Origin of the sequence: Brevundimonas sp. SL130 (genome assembly GCF_026625805.1) — a bacterium.
Taxonomy (GTDB): domain Bacteria; phylum Pseudomonadota; class Alphaproteobacteria; order Caulobacterales; family Caulobacteraceae; genus Brevundimonas.
The window spans coordinates 2,084,667-2,099,108 of sequence record NZ_CP113064.1 but is presented as its reverse complement, the minus strand read 5'-3'; the positions used below and the strand labels follow the sequence as shown (position 1 = coordinate 2,099,108).

The window sequence follows — 14,442 nt, the reverse complement described above, 5'->3', positions numbered from 1 at the left end:
CCTCTTTGTGCGTCGTCAGTCATGGCCGGCCTGGTCGTCTCGGCCGGTGACGGCCTTCAGGGCGTCGAGGGCGCGGGCGCGGGCCTGGGCATGATCCAAAATGGGGTGGGGATAGTCTTTGCCAAGTTGCACGCCGGCGTCGCGCAGCACCTCGGACGGGGCGGTCCAGGGCGACTGGAGCCAGCGGTCGGGCAGGCGGCGCAGTTCGGGAACCCAGCGGCGGACATAGCCGCCCTCGGCGTCGAACTTCTCGCCCTGGGCGATGGGGTTGAAGATGCGGAAATAGGGGGCGGCGTCGGCGCCGGAACCGGCTGTCCACTGCCAGTTCTGCACATTGCTGGCCAGGTCGGCGTCCACCAGGGTGTCCCAGAACCAGGCCTCGCCTTCGCGCCAGTCGATCAGCAGATGTTTGACCAGGAAGGAGGCCACGACCATCCGCACCCGGTTGTGCATCCAGCCGGTCGTCCACAGTTGACGCATGCCCGCGTCAACCAGCGGATAGCCGGTGCGGCCGCGCCTCCACGCCTCCAGATCCTCGGGGTCCTCGCGCCAGGGCATGGATTCGTATTCCGGGCGGAAGGCGCGGTCGGTGATGGTCGGGAAATGGTGGAGCAGGTGGGCCGAGAAGTCGCGCCAGCCCAGTTCGGAGACGAACTTGTCCGCCTCGCCCGGCGCGACCGCGCCCGCGTCCGCCGCGTCTCGCGCCCGCTGGGCCGCGCGCCAGGCACTGATCTCGCCCCAGTGAAGGTGGGGCGACAGGCGGCTGGTGGTCGGAAGGGCGGGGTGGTCGCGGCCCTGGGCGTAGGTCTTGAGGCCCCGTGTGAGGAAGTCGGACAGGGCGGCCTCGGCGCCGATCTCGCCCGGCGTCCAGTCGAACCCCTGGGACCAGTCGGGCCGGGTCGGGTGCAGGCCCCAATCGTCCACCGCCTCGGTCCGAACCGTGTCCGGCGTCTCGATGCGGCGGGGCGCGGGCGTGGGCGGCGGCGGGTCGGCGGTGGCCAGCAACGCCTTCATGAAGGGGGTGAAGACCTTGTAGGGCGCGTCCGATCCGTTCAGCACGGCGCCGGGTCGCGCGAGCAAGGATCCGTTGAAGCCCCGGCAGTCGACACCGGCCGATTTCAGCTCATGGGCGATGTCGGCGTCGCGGGCGAAGGCGGCGGGTTCGAACAGCCGGTTCATGAAGACGGCGTCGGCGCCCGTCTCCTGGATCAGGCTCTGAAGCTGGGTCAGCGAATCACCGCGACGCAGGATCAGCCGCGCACCGCGTTCCTGAAGCGCGGCGTTGAGCGCTCGCAGGGACTTGTCCAGCCACCACAGCGAGGCGGCGCCCGCCGGACGGTCAGGGTCGCGGTCCAGGATGAAGACCGGCAGGATCGGACGGCCGGTGGCGACGGCATGAGACAGGGCGGGATTGTCGTTCAGACGCAGGTCGCGGCGAAACCAAAGGACGACAGGCTTGGTGGCCACGCAGCCGAACTCCATGATAACTTGCGCTCATCCAGAACGAGCGCCACCTGATGGCCTCATAGCTGCGGCAAACGCCGCTCCCATAACGCCCGAACTTCGAAAGAGCCGCCTCGTGAGCCGACCCAACGCTGTCATTACGTTGTCCGAAGGTCTTCGGACGCCTGTCGTCATCGGCGGCGGCGCACGAATCGCCTTCATCGCCGGTCCCTGCCAGATGGAGAGCCGTCAGCACGCGCTGGAAACGGCCCATGCGCTGAAGGAAATCGGCGAGCGACTGAACGTCGGCATCATCTACAAGACCAGTTTCGACAAGGCGAACCGCACCAGCGCCAGCGCCGCGCGCGGCATCGGTCTGAAGGACGCCATGCCGATCTTCGCCGAGATTCGCGAAACCGTCGGCCTGCCGACCCTGACCGACGTCCACTCCGAGGCCCAGTGCGGCCCGGTGGGCGAGGTGGTCGACGTGCTGCAGATCCCGGCCTTCCTCAGCCGCCAGACCGACCTGCTGCTGGCCGCCGCCGCGACCGGCAAGGCGATCAATATCAAGAAGGGCCAGTTCCTGGCCCCCTGGGACATGAAGAACGTCATCGCCAAGGTGGTCGGGGCGGGCAATCCGAACGTCATGGCCTGCGAGCGGGGCGCCAGCTTCGGCTACAACACCCTGGTCAGCGATATGCGCGCCCTGCCGGTGCTGCGCGAGATCGGCTGCCCGGTCGTGTTCGACGCGACCCACAGCGTGCAGCAGCCGGGCGGGCAGGGCACGTCGTCGGGCGGTCAGCGCGAGTTCGTGCCGGTTCTGGCCCGCGCCGCCGTCTCGGTCGGCGTGGACGCGGTCTTCATGGAGACCCACCCGGACCCCGACAATGCGCCGTCGGACGGCCCGAATATGGTGCCTTTGGACCAGTTCGAGGCCCTGGCCGCGCAGCTGATCGCCTTCGACGACCTGGCCATCAAGATCGGGGCCAAGGCGCCGGTGGCGCAGGCCGCCTGAATCCTCTAGGTCGGGCCCATGTCTGACACCCTCGATCTGGGCGCCCTGCAAAAGCTGCTGGAGCGCGTGCGCGACCTGAAGACGGCCTGCGTCGGCGACCTGATGCTAGACCGCTACGTCTATGGCGAGGTCAGCCGGATCTCGCCCGAGGCGCCGATCCCGGTGCTGCGCACCCGCCGGACCACGGCCATGCCCGGCGGCGTCGGCAATGTGGCGCGCAATGTCGCGGCCCTGGGCGGGGTGGCGCATCTGGGCGCCGTGACGGGCGAGGACGCGGCCGGCGTGGAACTGCGCGACCTGATCGCCGCCGAGGAGCGGATCGTCGATTTCATCGCCCGGCCCGTCGGCGCGGCGACTATCGTCAAGACGCGGTTCGTGGCGGCGGGCCAGCAGTTGCTGCGCCTCGACGAGGAGGCGGCGGCAGCGCCCCTGACCGAAACGGACGCGTTTTCAGGTGTCTCCGCCATTCTATTGTCTGACTACGCCAAGGGGGTGGTCGGCGACGCCCTGATCGCATTCGCCCTGAAGGCCGCCCGCGAGACGCAATCGCCCATCATCGTCGATCCCAAGGGGCGCGACTTCGCTCGTTATGGCGCGGTCGATGTGATCAAGCCCAACGCATCGGAACTGGCGGGAGCCACGGGCTTGCCGGTCGAGACGGACGCCGAGGTCGAGGCGGCGCTGGCGGCCCTGCTGGCGGCGACGACGGCGAAGGCCATCATCGTCACCCGCGCCGGCAAGGGCATGAGCCTGGCGCGGCGCGACGGGCCGGTGCGGCATTTCCCCGGCCGGGCCCGCGAGGTGTTCGATGTGTCCGGCGCCGGGGACACCGTGCTGGCCGCGCTGGGTCTGGCCCTGGGCGCTGGGGCCTCGCTGGAGACGGCGGTGCAGTTCGCCATCCTGGCCTCCGGCGTCGTGGTCGGGAAGGCCGGGACGGCCGTGGTCACGCCGGCAGAACTGATCGAGGCGGAGCTGAGCCAGCACGCCGTTGCGGCCCAGGCCAAGGTGACGCCGCTGGACGAGCTGGCGGCCGAGGTCGAGGCCTGGCGGCGGCAGGGGCTGAAGGTCGGCTTCACCAACGGCTGTTTCGATATTCTGCACCGGGGCCATGTCGCCTATCTGGCCCAGGCGCGCGGCTGGTGCGACCGGCTGGTGGTGGCGCTGAACACCGACGCCTCGGTCAAGCGGCTGAAGGGCGAGGGGCGGCCGGTCAATGATCTGGACAGTCGCGCCGTGGTGATCGGCGGTTTGAGCAGTGTGGATCGGGTGACCAGTTTCGACGATCCCACCCCCATCGCCCTGATCGAACGGCTGCGGCCGGACGTGTTGATCAAGGGATCGGACTATAGCCGCGAGGGCGTGGTGGGCGGCGATCTGGTGGAGAGCTGGGGCGGCGTGGTCCGGCTGGCGGATTTCAAGGATGGGTATTCGACGACCCGGACGATCGAGAAGATGACGGGAAGCGCGCAATGACGCCCAGAATGATTGTTGTGACCGGCGGGGCCGGCTTCATCGGCTCCAACATCGTGGCGCGGCTGACGGCCGAGACGGCCTATGACGTGGTGGTCTGCGACCGCCTTGAGACGGCCGACCTGGCCAAGTGGAAGAATCTGGCCAAACATCCCATCGCCGACTTCTGGACGCCGGAAGAGATGTTCGAACAGCTGGAGCGTCATGCGGAGCGGATCGAGGCCGTGGTGCATATGGGCGCCATCTCGTCCACGACCGAGCCGGACGCGGATCTGATCCTAAGGACCAACTTCACCCTGTCGCGCGATCTGTGGGACTGGTGCGCGATCCGCAATGTGCGGATGATCTACGCCTCGTCGGCGGCGACCTACGGCGACGGCGAGACGGGGTTCAATGACGATGACGATGCGGACTCGCTGTCGAAGCTGAGGCCGCTAAACGCCTATGGCTATTCGAAAATGCTGTTCGACCAGTATGCGGTGCGTCAGTCGGAACGCGGCCAGGCGCCGCCCCAGTGGGCGGGGCTGAAATTCTTCAACGTCTATGGCCCCAACGAGGGGCACAAGGGCGGGATGAAGTCGGTCGTGGCCCAGATCTGGCCCCAGGTCGCGGCGGGCGAGACCGTCAGCCTGTTCCGGTCGCACAATCCGAACTATCCGGACGGCGGCCAGCTGCGCGACTTCGTCTATGTGGACGATGTGGTCGATATCGTCGAATTCCTGCTGCAGTCGCCGGAAGTGTCGGGCGTCTTCAACGCCGGCTCGGGCCAGGCGCGGTCATTCGACGATCTGGCCAAGGCCACCTTCGCCGCCGCCGGGAAAGCGCCGTCGATCCAGTATATCGACATGCCCGAGGCGATCCGCGACCGGTACCAGTATTTCACGCAGGCTCGGATGGACCGGATCCGCGCCGCCGGGTTCGAAGGCCAGTCCACGCCGTTGGAAGAGGGCGTGCGCCGCTACGTCCAGGACTTCCTGGCCCAGCCCGATCCATACAGATGAAGCGACTGACGACCCGGCAATGGATCGGCTACACCGGGTTTTTCCTGGTGTTTCTGCTGACCGCTGCGGTCGCGGTGTGGCGCGGCGACATACTGCGCGCCGGTCTGGACCCTCAGGTGCCGTTCCAGACCTATGAGCCGCCGCCGGCGCCTGACTATGCCGATCCGAGCGCCTGGGCCCTGCTGGACGCGCGGGCGCCGGGGACGGGGACGGCGAATGTCTTCTTTGTCCATTCGACCACCTTCAACGGGGGGCGCGACTGGATCGGGGCCATCAGCGACGCCAAGGCCGACGCCTATCTGGACCGGGTCGTGCTGCCCAACTACGCCGGGCCCTTCGCGCGGGCGGGCGCGGTCAGCGCGCCGCGCTATCGACAGGCCAGCCTTTATACGCGGCTGACCTTGCGGGACGACGCCCGGGAGGCCCGGGCTTTCGCCTATGGCGACGTGGTTGCGGCCTTCGACGCCTGGCTGGCGCGCCATCCCACGGGTCCCATTGTCCTGGCGGGGGTGGAGCAGGGCGCCGATCTGCTGGACCGGCTGATCCGCGCGCGGATCGCGCCGGATGCGGCGGTCCGAGATCGTCTGGTTGCGGCCTATCTGATGGACACGATCATCGCCGCCGAGAACCTGCCGGCGTCGATTCCGCCGTGCGCCGATCGACGCCAGATCCATTGCGTCGTCGCCTGGTCCCAGGTCGGCGACCGGGACGAAGGCGCCGCCCGCAGGCGGCTGCGCCGCGCGACGGTCTGGGACGATCGCGGGCATCTGGTCGACCTGGCGGACCGGGCCGCGGTCTGCGTCAATCCCGTGACCGGCGGTGTTGGCGAAGAGAAGGTTCCAGCCCGGCTGCACCGGGGCGCGACCAACGCCACTGGACTGGAATGGGGTGCGCGTCCGGCCCTGATGGCGCGCGAGGTCGAGACCCAGTGCCGCGACGGCTTGCTGCGACACAGCTGGCCGGATCTGGAATCCTTCCGCGAGACCGGCAATTGGGCGGACCGAAGAAAAGCCAGGCCGTACAATCTGTTTTACGGCGATCTGGAAGCGGATGTTGCGGATCGGCTGGCGATCTACGCCAAGGCCGGCGGCTGAAATCGGGCGAACGGCGTCCGGTTTCTGTGGCGCGGTTCGCGCGCTGCGGGTAACCTCCTCGCATACGGAGGGTATCTATGGACGTTCTCACCATCTTCGCCGGCGTGCTGCTGTTCCTGGCGATTGCGCTCTTGTTCAGCGTGATTAAGATCGTGCCGCAAGGCCGTGAATTTACGGTCGAACGCTTCGGCAAATATACCAAGACCCTGAGCCCCGGCATCGGCTTCCTGACCCCGTTCGTCGAGCGGGTCGGCAAGCGGATGAACATGATGGAGCAGGTTCTTGATGTGCCCACGCAGGAAGTCATCACCAAGGATAACGCCATGGTCCGGGTGGACGGCATCGTCTTCATCCAGGTGATGGACGCCGCCCGCGCCGCCTATCGGGTCGACGATCTGCCCTACGCCATTTCGCAGCTGTGCATGACCAATCTGCGCACCGTGGTCGGTTCGATGGAGCTGGATGAGGTGCTGAGCCAGCGCGACAGCATCAACACCCGTCTGTTGCACGTGATCGACGCGGCGACCGAGCCGTGGGGGGTGAAGGTCAACCGGATCGAGATCAAGGATCTGACCCCGCCGACCGACGTCACCAACGCCATGGCCCGCCAGATGAAGGCCGAGCGTGAGCGCCGGGCCGTGGTCACCGAGGCGGACGGCGAGAAACAGGCCGCCATCACTCGCGCCGAGGGCGCCAAACAGGCGGCCATCCTGGAATCCGAAGGCCGCAAGGAGGCCGCCTTCCGTGACGCCGAGGCGCGCGAACGCGAAGCCGAGGCCGAGGCCCGCGCCACCACCATGGTGTCGGAAGCCATCGCCCGTGGCGACGTGAACGCCATCAACTATTTCGTGGCGCAGAAATACGTCGAGGCCTTCGCCGAACTGGCCCGCAGCCCGCAACAGCGGACCGTCATCGTGCCCGCCGAAATGGGCACCCTGGTCGGCACCATCGCCGGCATCGGCGAGATGGTGAACCTGGCCAAGGGGCAGCAGCAGGAGCCGGCGCCGGTCAAGCCCGCCGCGCCCCGCCGTGCGTCCGTTCCGCCCACCGCCTGATCCGGAGCATCCGCCATGACCGTCGTCGCCGATCTGTACGCCGCCCAGCCCTTCTGGATCTGGTTGGCCATCGGGGTTCTGCTGCTGGCTGTCGAGGCCATGTTCTCGACCGAATGGCTGTTGTGGCCGGCGGTTGCGGCCGGGCTGGTGGCTGTGATGACGGCGGTCGGTGTGCGGCTGGGCCTGCCGGGCGAGGTGGCGGTCTTCGCCGTCTTGACGGTCATCGCCACCCTGTTGTCGCGACGCCTGATCCAGAAGGCCAATCCGGACGGCGTGGACATCAACGACCGCGACAGTCGACTGATCGACCAACGGGCGCGCGTGGTGGAGGCCTTCATCGGCGGGCGGGGCCGGGTCTTCGTCTCCGGCGCCGAATGGCCGGCCGTGATCGAGGGCGAGGCGCCGGACGTGGGCGAGGATGTGGTGGTGCGCGGGGTCAGCGGCTCATTGCTGACGGTCACCCCCGCGATCTAAAACGGCGGCGTCTGCAACCTTCGCCATTAAGCGACGTTTGGCCGAGATGATCGCTCCCTCAATGACCGCCGCGCCCCCTTCTCAGGATGGACTGCCGGTTCCGAGGCGATACTGGGCCATCGTCTCCATCGGACTGGGGATCACCCTGGCGGTGCTGGACGGGGCCATCGCCAATGTCGCCCTGCCGTCGATCGCCCAGGACCTGAAGGCGTCCGAGGCGGCGTCGATCTGGATCGTCAACGCCTACCAGATCGCCATTGTGGTCGCGCTTCTGCCGCTGGCGTCGCTGGGCGAGATCATCGGCTATCGGCGGGTGTCTCAGGCGGGGCTGGCGGTCTTCACCCTGGCCTCCCTGGCCTGCGCCCTGTCCGATTCGATCCTGACCCTGAGTCTGGCCCGGGTGCTGCAAGGATTCGGGGCCGCCGGGATCATGAGCGTCAACGGCGCCCTGGTGCGCTTCACCTATCCGCAGCGGCTGCTGGGCCGGGCGGTCGGCATAAACGCCGTGATCGTCTCCATGGCCGCCGCCGCCGGCCCGACGATCGCCAGCGCCGTGCTGAGCTTGGGCGAATGGCGTTGGCTGTTCGCGCTGAACATTCCGTTGGGCGTCCTGGCCGTGTCGATGGCGGGCTTCACCCTGCCGCGCAATCCGTTGCAGAAGCGCAAGCTGAACCTGGTCGGGGCCGCGCTGAGCGCGGCGGCCTTCGGCTTTGTCATTACCGGGGTGCAGGCCCTGGCCCACGGCGAGGCCTCGATCCTGGGTTTCGGCCTGACAGGACTGGGGCTGGCGGCCGGGGTGCTGCTGGTGCGGCATGAGAGGCCCAGCAAGACCCCGTTGATCCCGCTCGATCTGTTGGCGCGGCCGATGTTCGCCCTGTCGGTGGCGACCTCGGTCATCTCCTTCACCGCCCAGATGATGGCCTTCGTCTCCCTGCCGTTCTTCTTGCAGGGCCCGCTGGGACTGAGCGCGGTCGAGACTGGGCTTTTGATGACGCCCTGGCCGCTGGCCACCATGTTCGCCGCGCCCTTGGCGGGGTGGCTGTCGGATCGGTATTCGGCGGGGATTCTGGGGGCCATAGGTCTGAGCCTGTTCGCCTGCGGCCTGATGGCGCTGAGCTTCCTCGACGGGGACTCGTCCCGATTCGACATCGTCTGGCGCATGGCCCTGTGCGGCGCCGGGTTCGGCTTCTTCCAGTCGCCCAACAACCGCGCGCTTCTGTCCGAGGCCCCACGCGAGCGGGCCGGGGCGGCGGGCGGCGCCCTGGGCACGGCGCGGGTGTTGGGTCAGTCGCTGGGGGCGGTCGTGGTCGCCTTCCTGCTGTCGGCGGCGCCGGTCTCGGGCGTGCGTCACGGCTTTGAGCTGGCCGCCGTCGCGGCTCTGTTTGGGGCGGTGATGAGCGGATCGCGCATCCGACGCCGCACGGCCGAGCCGGAGAAGGAAGTCGAGGTGGTCTAACCACGCCGAAGGTCGGCGACCCCGCGATTCGCCAGCTGGTCGGCGCGTTCGTTCAGTTCATGGCCGGCGTGGCCCTTGACCCAGCGCCATTTGACGTCGTGCTTCAGCCGGGCGGCGTCCAGGCGCTGCCACAGGTCGGCGTTCTTGACCGGCTTCTTGTCGGCGGTCAGCCAGCCGCGCGTTTTCCAGCCGCGCATCCATTCGGTGATGCCCTGCATGACGTATTTGCTGTCGGTGTGCAGCTCGACCTTGCACGGGCGTTTCAACGCCTCCAGCGCCATGATGGCGGCCATCAGCTCCATGCGGTTGTTGGTCGTATTGGGCTCGCCCCCCCACAATTCCTTTTCGTGGCCGCCGCCGGTTTGAAGCAGGGCGCCCCAGCCGCCGGGGCCGGGATTGCCCTTGCAGGCGCCGTCGGTGTGGATGATGACGTGATCGGAGAGACTCATGGTCGCGCAGACCTACAGCCTCCCTTGGCGCGGGGCCATCATTCGCTAGGGTGAACGAAACGAAGGGGATCGAAAAATGGGCGCTGTGAGCATCTGGCACTGGGCTATAGTGCTGTTCGTCTTCTGGCCATTTGCCGCCGCAATCACGGTCATTCCTGTGTGGCGGATTCTTAGGCGGCTCGGGCTTCCTGGATGGCTGAGCCTGTTGAGCGTACTACCATTCGTCAGCTTGATCGGACTTTGGATTATGGCTTTTAGCGATTGGCCGCGACAAAGCGCGCAAGCTGATCCGAGATAGGTAGGTAGCCTTTGCGCCCCGGCGTCACTCGGCCTATATGCGATCCGACTAGCAGGATCGCACTTGGTCCGCGTGAGGAGGTTGCGTGATGGGAATTGGCTCGTGGTGGCATTGGGTCCTCGTAATTCTTGTCGTAGCCGTTTTGTTCGGCGGAAAAGGCAAGCTGTCCGGCATCATGGGCGACGCCGCCAAGGGCATCCGCGCCTTCAAGGACGGCCTGAAGGACGACGACAAGAAGGACGGCCCGCACGACGGTGTCAGCTCGCTGCCGCGCACCGATGCGGAAAAGGAAGAGCTGAAGCGCTAGTCGTCGTCTGTAAGGGCTGACGCATGGGCGGGCTCGGCCCCGGTATCGGGGGCTTCGAATTAGTGGTGATCGGCCTGGTGGCCCTGCTTGTGGTGGGGCCAAAGGATCTGCCTGTGCTGATGCGTCGCGTCGGTCAGATGGTCGCCAAGGCGCGTTCCATGGCCAACGAGTTCCGCTCGAGCTTCGACGAGATGGCGCGTCAGTCCGAGCTGGACGACCTGCGCAAGGAGGTCGAGGCGCTGCGGACCGGGCAGGGGGCCATATATCCCCTGGGCGCCGAGGCGGATGCGGCCTTCAAGGACATCAATGCGGGCCTGACCGCGCCGGCGACGTCGGCCGCCTTGCCGGCGCCTGAAGAGCCGGCTGTGACGCCGGTCGTCGATGAGTGGCCGGATACGCCGCCCGTGGTCGATGCGCCGCCGGTCGCGCAAGCCAAGCCGAAGCGCGCCTCTGCTAAGGCGGCGGGCAAGACGGCCAAGGCCAAGCCTGCGTCCGCTGCGGCGTCCGCTGCGGCCAAGACCCCCGCCAAGCCCCGGACCCCGCGCAAGAAGGCCGCTGAGCTTTGACTTTCTCTGATCGTGACGAGGCCGAGATCGAGGCGTCGCGCGCGCCCTTGATGGACCACCTGATCGAGCTGCGCGGGCGGCTGCTGATCTGCGTGATCGCCTTTGGCCTGGGCTTCATCCTGTGCTTCGCCTTCGCCAACCCCATCCAGATCGCCCTGATCAAACCCTATCAGGCGGCGGCGGCCATTCATGCGGCGGCTCTGGCGTCCGGCGGCCACGCCAATCCGCTGGAGCTGATCGCGACCATGATGGGGCTGAAGCCCTATCCGCCCGGTTCGGCGGCCGTGGTCCAGTTGATCGCCACGGCGCCGCTGGAACAGCTGTTCACCAAGATGAAGATCGCGGCCTTCGGCGCGGCGGTGCTTACCTTCCCGGTCATCGCCTGGCAGATGTACCGGTTTGTCGCGCCGGGTCTGTATCGCAATGAGCGCGGCGCCTTCCTGCCCTTCCTGATCGCGGCGCCGGTCATGTTCTGCCTGGGCGGGGCGCTGGTCTATTATGTCATGCTGCCGTTCGTCATGCTGTTCTCGCTGGGACAGCAGGTGGTCAGCGACGGGATTTCCGTGGCCCAGACGACCAAGATTTCGGACTACCTCAGCCTGGTGACCTCGCTGCTGCTGGCGTTCGGCCTGTGTTTCCAGCTGCCGGTCGTGACCACCCTTCTGGGGCTGGCCGGGTTGATCAATTCCAAGATGATGGCCTCGGGGCGTCGCTATGCCATCGTCGCTGTGGTGGTGGTCGCCGCGGTCGTCACGCCGCCGGATCCGATCAGCCAGCTGATGCTGGCCGTGCCCCTGGTCATTCTCTACGAGGTGTCGATCTGGTGCGTGCGGCTGATCGAACTGCGCCGCAAGAAGGCGGATGATGAGGACGGGCTGGCTTCGGTCTGAGGCCCTTGATCTAGCCGCGCTTAGGACCGTCCGTGTGATTGACGGGGCAGACCCGTCGCGAGCCGGTTTGGCGGAACGGCGACAGTCTGAGTTTTGACTCGTGGTCCGAGGGGCCGGGATGACCCTCGGGGTGCAGGCCCCGATAATAGAGTTTCTGCCATTGGTCAGCCGGGGCCGTGGGCTTGCTCTTCTTGACCCAGTCCTGAAAGGCCAGGCGGGCGGCGCGCCAGGCGTCGAAGGTCTTCAGCAATTCGGGCTGGTCCTCCATCGGCCGCAGCTCGGGCTTCAGCCGGTTCAGCACCCCGCGCGGCGTGGGGAAGAAGAAGCAGAAGGGCTCGTTCTCCTCGAACCGGATCCAGACGTCGGGGCGGGTGAAGCGCCAGTTCATGGTGAAGGTATAGGGCGACCAGTCCGTTTCGATCACGCCGCCCATGGGGGCGATCCCGTCCTTCATGGCGTTGGGCGGGCCGCCGACCCACAGGTTCCAGCCCTCCGAAGTGCGCATTATGCCATCGACGTGGAAGGTCAGGGTTCCGCTGCCGAACAGGGAGACCGGCCCCCGCTTGGGGTCAGAGCCGGGGTCCAGCACGATCTCGACGGAGCTGGCGTCGACGCCGCCGTGCCAGCGGGCCTTGAAGCCGCAGGGGCTGAGCATCTCCCAGCCATGGGCGTTGGCGATGGCGAGGGGCAGGCAGCGATAGGCGAAGCTTTCGGGGGTTGCGGTCATCCAGTCGCGCTTGGCCGAGGCCGGGGCGACGCGCGGGGCCCAGCCCTCGCGGACATAGCAGACCAGTTCGGTTTCGGCCGCACGGACCGGCGCGCCCTTGGGGCGTGCGGGAACAGATCCCTTCAAACGTTTGACCATTTCGAGCCTCGTATGCCGCCAACCTCGCCCTATGGAGCGGGCGTTTTAAGCCTTTAGGACAGCCGCATGTCTGACCCGTGACGGTCATGCGCGAAAAGAAAAACCCCGGATGGCGGACCATCCGGGGCTCTCTTGAAGTCAGACTGCCGGGTCGATCAGCAGCTGTAGTACATGTCGAATTCGACCGGGTGCGGGTGCAGTTGCAGGCGCATCACCTCTTCCATCTTCAGCTCGATGTAGCTGTCGATGAAGTCGTCATCCATCACGCCGCCCTTCTTGAGGAAGGCGCGGTCCTTATCCAGGTTTTCCAGCGCTTCCTTCAGCGAGCCGCAAACCTCGGGGATCGAGCCGCGCTCTTCCGGCGGCAGATCGTAGAGGTTCTTGTCGGCGGGCGCGCCCGGATCGATGCGGTTCTCGATCCCGTCCAGGCCAGCCATCAGCAGGGCGACGAAGGTCAGATAGGGGTTGCCCATCGGGTCGGGGAAGCGGGCTTCCAGACGCTTGGCCTTCGGCGACGAGACGTGCGGGATGCGGATCGAGGCCGAACGGTTGCGGGCCGAATAGGCCAGTTTCACCGGGGCTTCATAGCCGGGGACCAGACGCTTGTAGGAGTTGGTGGTCGAGTTGGCGAAGGCGTTGATGGCCTTGGCGTGCTTGATGATGCCGCCGATGTACCACAGGCATTCCTGCGACAGGCCGGCGTATTTGTCGCCGGCGAACTGGGGCTTGCCGTCCTTCCAGATCGACATGTGGACGTGCATGCCCGAGCCGTTGTCCGCGAACATCGGCTTGGCCATGAAGGTCGCCGACTTGCCATAGGCGGCGGCGACGTTGTGGATCACGTACTTATAGAGCTGAAGCCGGTCGGCCATGGTCAGCAGGTCCGAGAATTTCAGACCCAGTTCGTGCTGGGCCGGCGCCACCTCGTGGTGGTGCTTCTCGGGCTGGAGGCCCAGGTCGCGCATGACGCCCAGCATTTCGCCGCGCAGGTCCTGGCCGGAGTCGACCGGGTTTACCGGGAAATAGCCGCCCTTGGGCCCAGGGCGGTGGCCCATATTGCCCTCGGTGTATTCGGCGCCGGTGTTGGCCGGCAGCTCGGTCGAATCATACGAGTAGGAGGTGTTGTGCGGCTGGGTCGACCAGCGCACGTCGTCGAAGATGAAGAACTCGGCTTCCGGGCCGAAATAGACGATGTCGCCCACGCCCGACGATTGGACATAGGACAGGGCCTTCTTGGCCATCGAACGGCTGTCGCGGTTGTAGGGTTCGCCGGTGTCCGGGTTCATGACGTCGCAGAACAGGAACATGGTCGTCTGCTGGTAGAACGGGTCGATATAGGCCGTGGTCAGGTCCGGCTTCAGCAGCATGTCGGACTCGTTGATGGCCTTCCAGCCGGCGATCGACGAACCGTCGAACATCGTGCCCTCGTTCAGGAAATCCTCATCGACCAGGTCGATGTCGAAGGTGACGTGCTGCAGCCTGCCGCGGGTGTCGGTAAAGCGGACGTCGACGTATTTGACGTCCTTCTCCTTGATCTCCTTGAGGATCTTGCTGGCGCTCATTCTCGGAAGTCCTATTTTTTAGTCGTTGGGGAGGAACCGAACGCCCGATTTCTAGGAAGCCGAGCGACGGAGGAGGGTACGCGAACTCAGACGGCCTGGGCCCCGGTCTCGCCGGTGCGGATACGGATCACTTCGGCGACGTCGGATACGAAAATCTTGCCGTCGCCGATCTTGCCGGTGCGGGCCGAGGTCTGGATGGCCTCGACCACAGCGGGCGCGAGATCGTCGGCGACGACGACCTCGATCTTGATCTTCGGCAGGAAGTCGATGACGTATTCCGCGCCGCGATATAGTTCGGAATGGCCTTTCTGGCGGCCATATCCCTTGGCCTCCAGCACGGTCATGCCTTGCACGCCGACGTCCTGGAGCGCCTCTTTGACGTCATCCAGCTTGAAAGGCTTGATGATGGCTTCAATCTTCTTCATGGCGACCCCTGAACGGCGGGCGGAATGCCACGGCGCTCGGGCGGGAATGGGACACATCAAGGCCGATCAAGG

Annotated in this window: 15 protein-coding genes; 10 read left to right on the top strand and 5 right to left on the bottom strand. The window is 66.6% G+C overall.

Translation table 11 applies throughout. The annotated features are described in order from the left end of the window. Positions 1 to 15 precede the first annotated feature (15 nt). Positions 16 to 1,467 (bottom strand): deoxyribodipyrimidine photo-lyase, encoded by a 1,452-nt coding sequence (locus OU998_RS10310; protein WP_324287963.1) that lies wholly within the window; start codon positions 1,465 to 1,467, stop codon positions 16 to 18. A gap of 112 nt (positions 1,468 to 1,579) precedes the next feature. Here OU998_RS10310 and kdsA point away from each other — a divergent pair, with 112 nt between their 5' ends. The 7 genes from kdsA to OU998_RS10275 all read left to right on the top strand — a co-directional run bounded on the left by kdsA (position 1,580) and on the right by OU998_RS10275 (position 9,008). After that, a complete protein-coding gene (gene kdsA / locus OU998_RS10305; protein ID WP_369733378.1) occupies positions 1,580 to 2,458 on the top strand; it encodes a 3-deoxy-8-phosphooctulonate synthase in 879 nt (292 codons plus the stop codon). Positions 2,459 to 2,476: 18 nt separating this feature from the next. Further along, positions 2,477 to 3,931 carry a D-glycero-beta-D-manno-heptose 1-phosphate adenylyltransferase gene (gene rfaE2, locus OU998_RS10300; RefSeq protein ID WP_267513350.1) on the top strand — a complete coding sequence of 485 codons (1,455 nt, stop codon included), beginning with the start codon at positions 2,477 to 2,479 and terminating at the stop codon, positions 3,929 to 3,931. A gap of 8 nt (positions 3,932 to 3,939) precedes the next feature. Continuing rightward, positions 3,940 to 4,929, top strand: coding sequence for an ADP-glyceromanno-heptose 6-epimerase (rfaD, locus tag OU998_RS10295; protein WP_267513349.1), 990 nt, complete (start codon positions 3,940 to 3,942; stop codon positions 4,927 to 4,929). Next, on the top strand, positions 4,926 to 6,023 hold the full coding sequence (locus OU998_RS10290; RefSeq protein ID WP_267513347.1) for a DUF3089 domain-containing protein: 1,098 nt from the start codon (positions 4,926 to 4,928) through the stop codon (positions 6,021 to 6,023). The genes rfaD and OU998_RS10290 overlap by 4 nt, the downstream gene beginning before the upstream one ends. Positions 6,024 to 6,100: 77 nt before the next feature. Beyond that, on the top strand, positions 6,101 to 7,078 hold the full coding sequence (locus tag OU998_RS10285) for an SPFH domain-containing protein (RefSeq protein WP_267513346.1): 978 nt from the start codon (positions 6,101 to 6,103) through the stop codon (positions 7,076 to 7,078). Between the two features lie 15 nt (positions 7,079 to 7,093). Continuing rightward, complete coding sequence (locus tag OU998_RS10280; RefSeq protein ID WP_267513345.1) at positions 7,094 to 7,552, top strand: NfeD family protein; 459 nt, start codon at positions 7,094 to 7,096, stop codon at positions 7,550 to 7,552. 61 nt (positions 7,553 to 7,613) lie between these two features. Further along, positions 7,614 to 9,008, top strand: coding sequence for an MFS transporter (locus tag OU998_RS10275; RefSeq protein WP_267513344.1), 1,395 nt, complete (start codon positions 7,614 to 7,616; stop codon positions 9,006 to 9,008). On the opposite strand, the gene rnhA is transcribed toward OU998_RS10275, so the two are convergent. Continuing rightward, complete coding sequence (gene rnhA / locus OU998_RS10270) at positions 9,005 to 9,457, bottom strand: ribonuclease HI (protein ID WP_267513343.1); 453 nt, start codon at positions 9,455 to 9,457, stop codon at positions 9,005 to 9,007. The two genes, OU998_RS10275 and rnhA, sit on opposite strands and share 4 nt — an antisense overlap. Before the next feature lie 386 nt (positions 9,458 to 9,843). Between rnhA and tatA the strand changes: the two genes are divergently transcribed. The 3 genes from tatA to tatC are packed head-to-tail and all read left to right on the top strand — an operon-like array spanning position 9,844 to position 11,518. Further along, positions 9,844 to 10,062: a twin-arginine translocase TatA/TatE family subunit gene (gene tatA, locus OU998_RS10265; RefSeq protein ID WP_267516764.1), complete on the top strand. Its 219-nt coding sequence runs from the start codon at positions 9,844 to 9,846 to the stop codon at positions 10,060 to 10,062. Between the two features lie 23 nt (positions 10,063 to 10,085). Next, positions 10,086 to 10,628, top strand: coding sequence for a Sec-independent protein translocase protein TatB (gene tatB, locus OU998_RS10260; RefSeq protein WP_267513342.1), 543 nt, complete (start codon positions 10,086 to 10,088; stop codon positions 10,626 to 10,628). Beyond that, a complete protein-coding gene (gene tatC / locus OU998_RS10255) occupies positions 10,625 to 11,518 on the top strand; it encodes a twin-arginine translocase subunit TatC (RefSeq protein ID WP_267513341.1) in 894 nt (297 codons plus the stop codon). The genes tatB and tatC overlap by 4 nt, the downstream gene beginning before the upstream one ends. Positions 11,519 to 11,528: 10 nt before the next feature. Here tatC and OU998_RS10250 read toward each other — a convergent pair whose 3' ends face one another. From OU998_RS10250 to OU998_RS10240, 3 genes are all read right to left on the bottom strand, one after another. Beyond that, complete coding sequence (locus tag OU998_RS10250; RefSeq protein ID WP_267513340.1) at positions 11,529 to 12,383, bottom strand: DUF6065 family protein; 855 nt, start codon at positions 12,381 to 12,383, stop codon at positions 11,529 to 11,531. A gap of 155 nt (positions 12,384 to 12,538) precedes the next feature. Beyond that, a complete protein-coding gene (glnA, locus tag OU998_RS10245; protein ID WP_267513338.1) occupies positions 12,539 to 13,945 on the bottom strand; it encodes a type I glutamate--ammonia ligase in 1,407 nt (468 codons plus the stop codon). A gap of 86 nt (positions 13,946 to 14,031) precedes the next feature. Continuing rightward, positions 14,032 to 14,370, bottom strand: a complete 339-nt coding sequence (locus OU998_RS10240) for a P-II family nitrogen regulator (RefSeq protein ID WP_008261682.1) — start codon at positions 14,368 to 14,370, stop codon at positions 14,032 to 14,034. Positions 14,371 to 14,442: the final 72 nt, after the last annotated feature.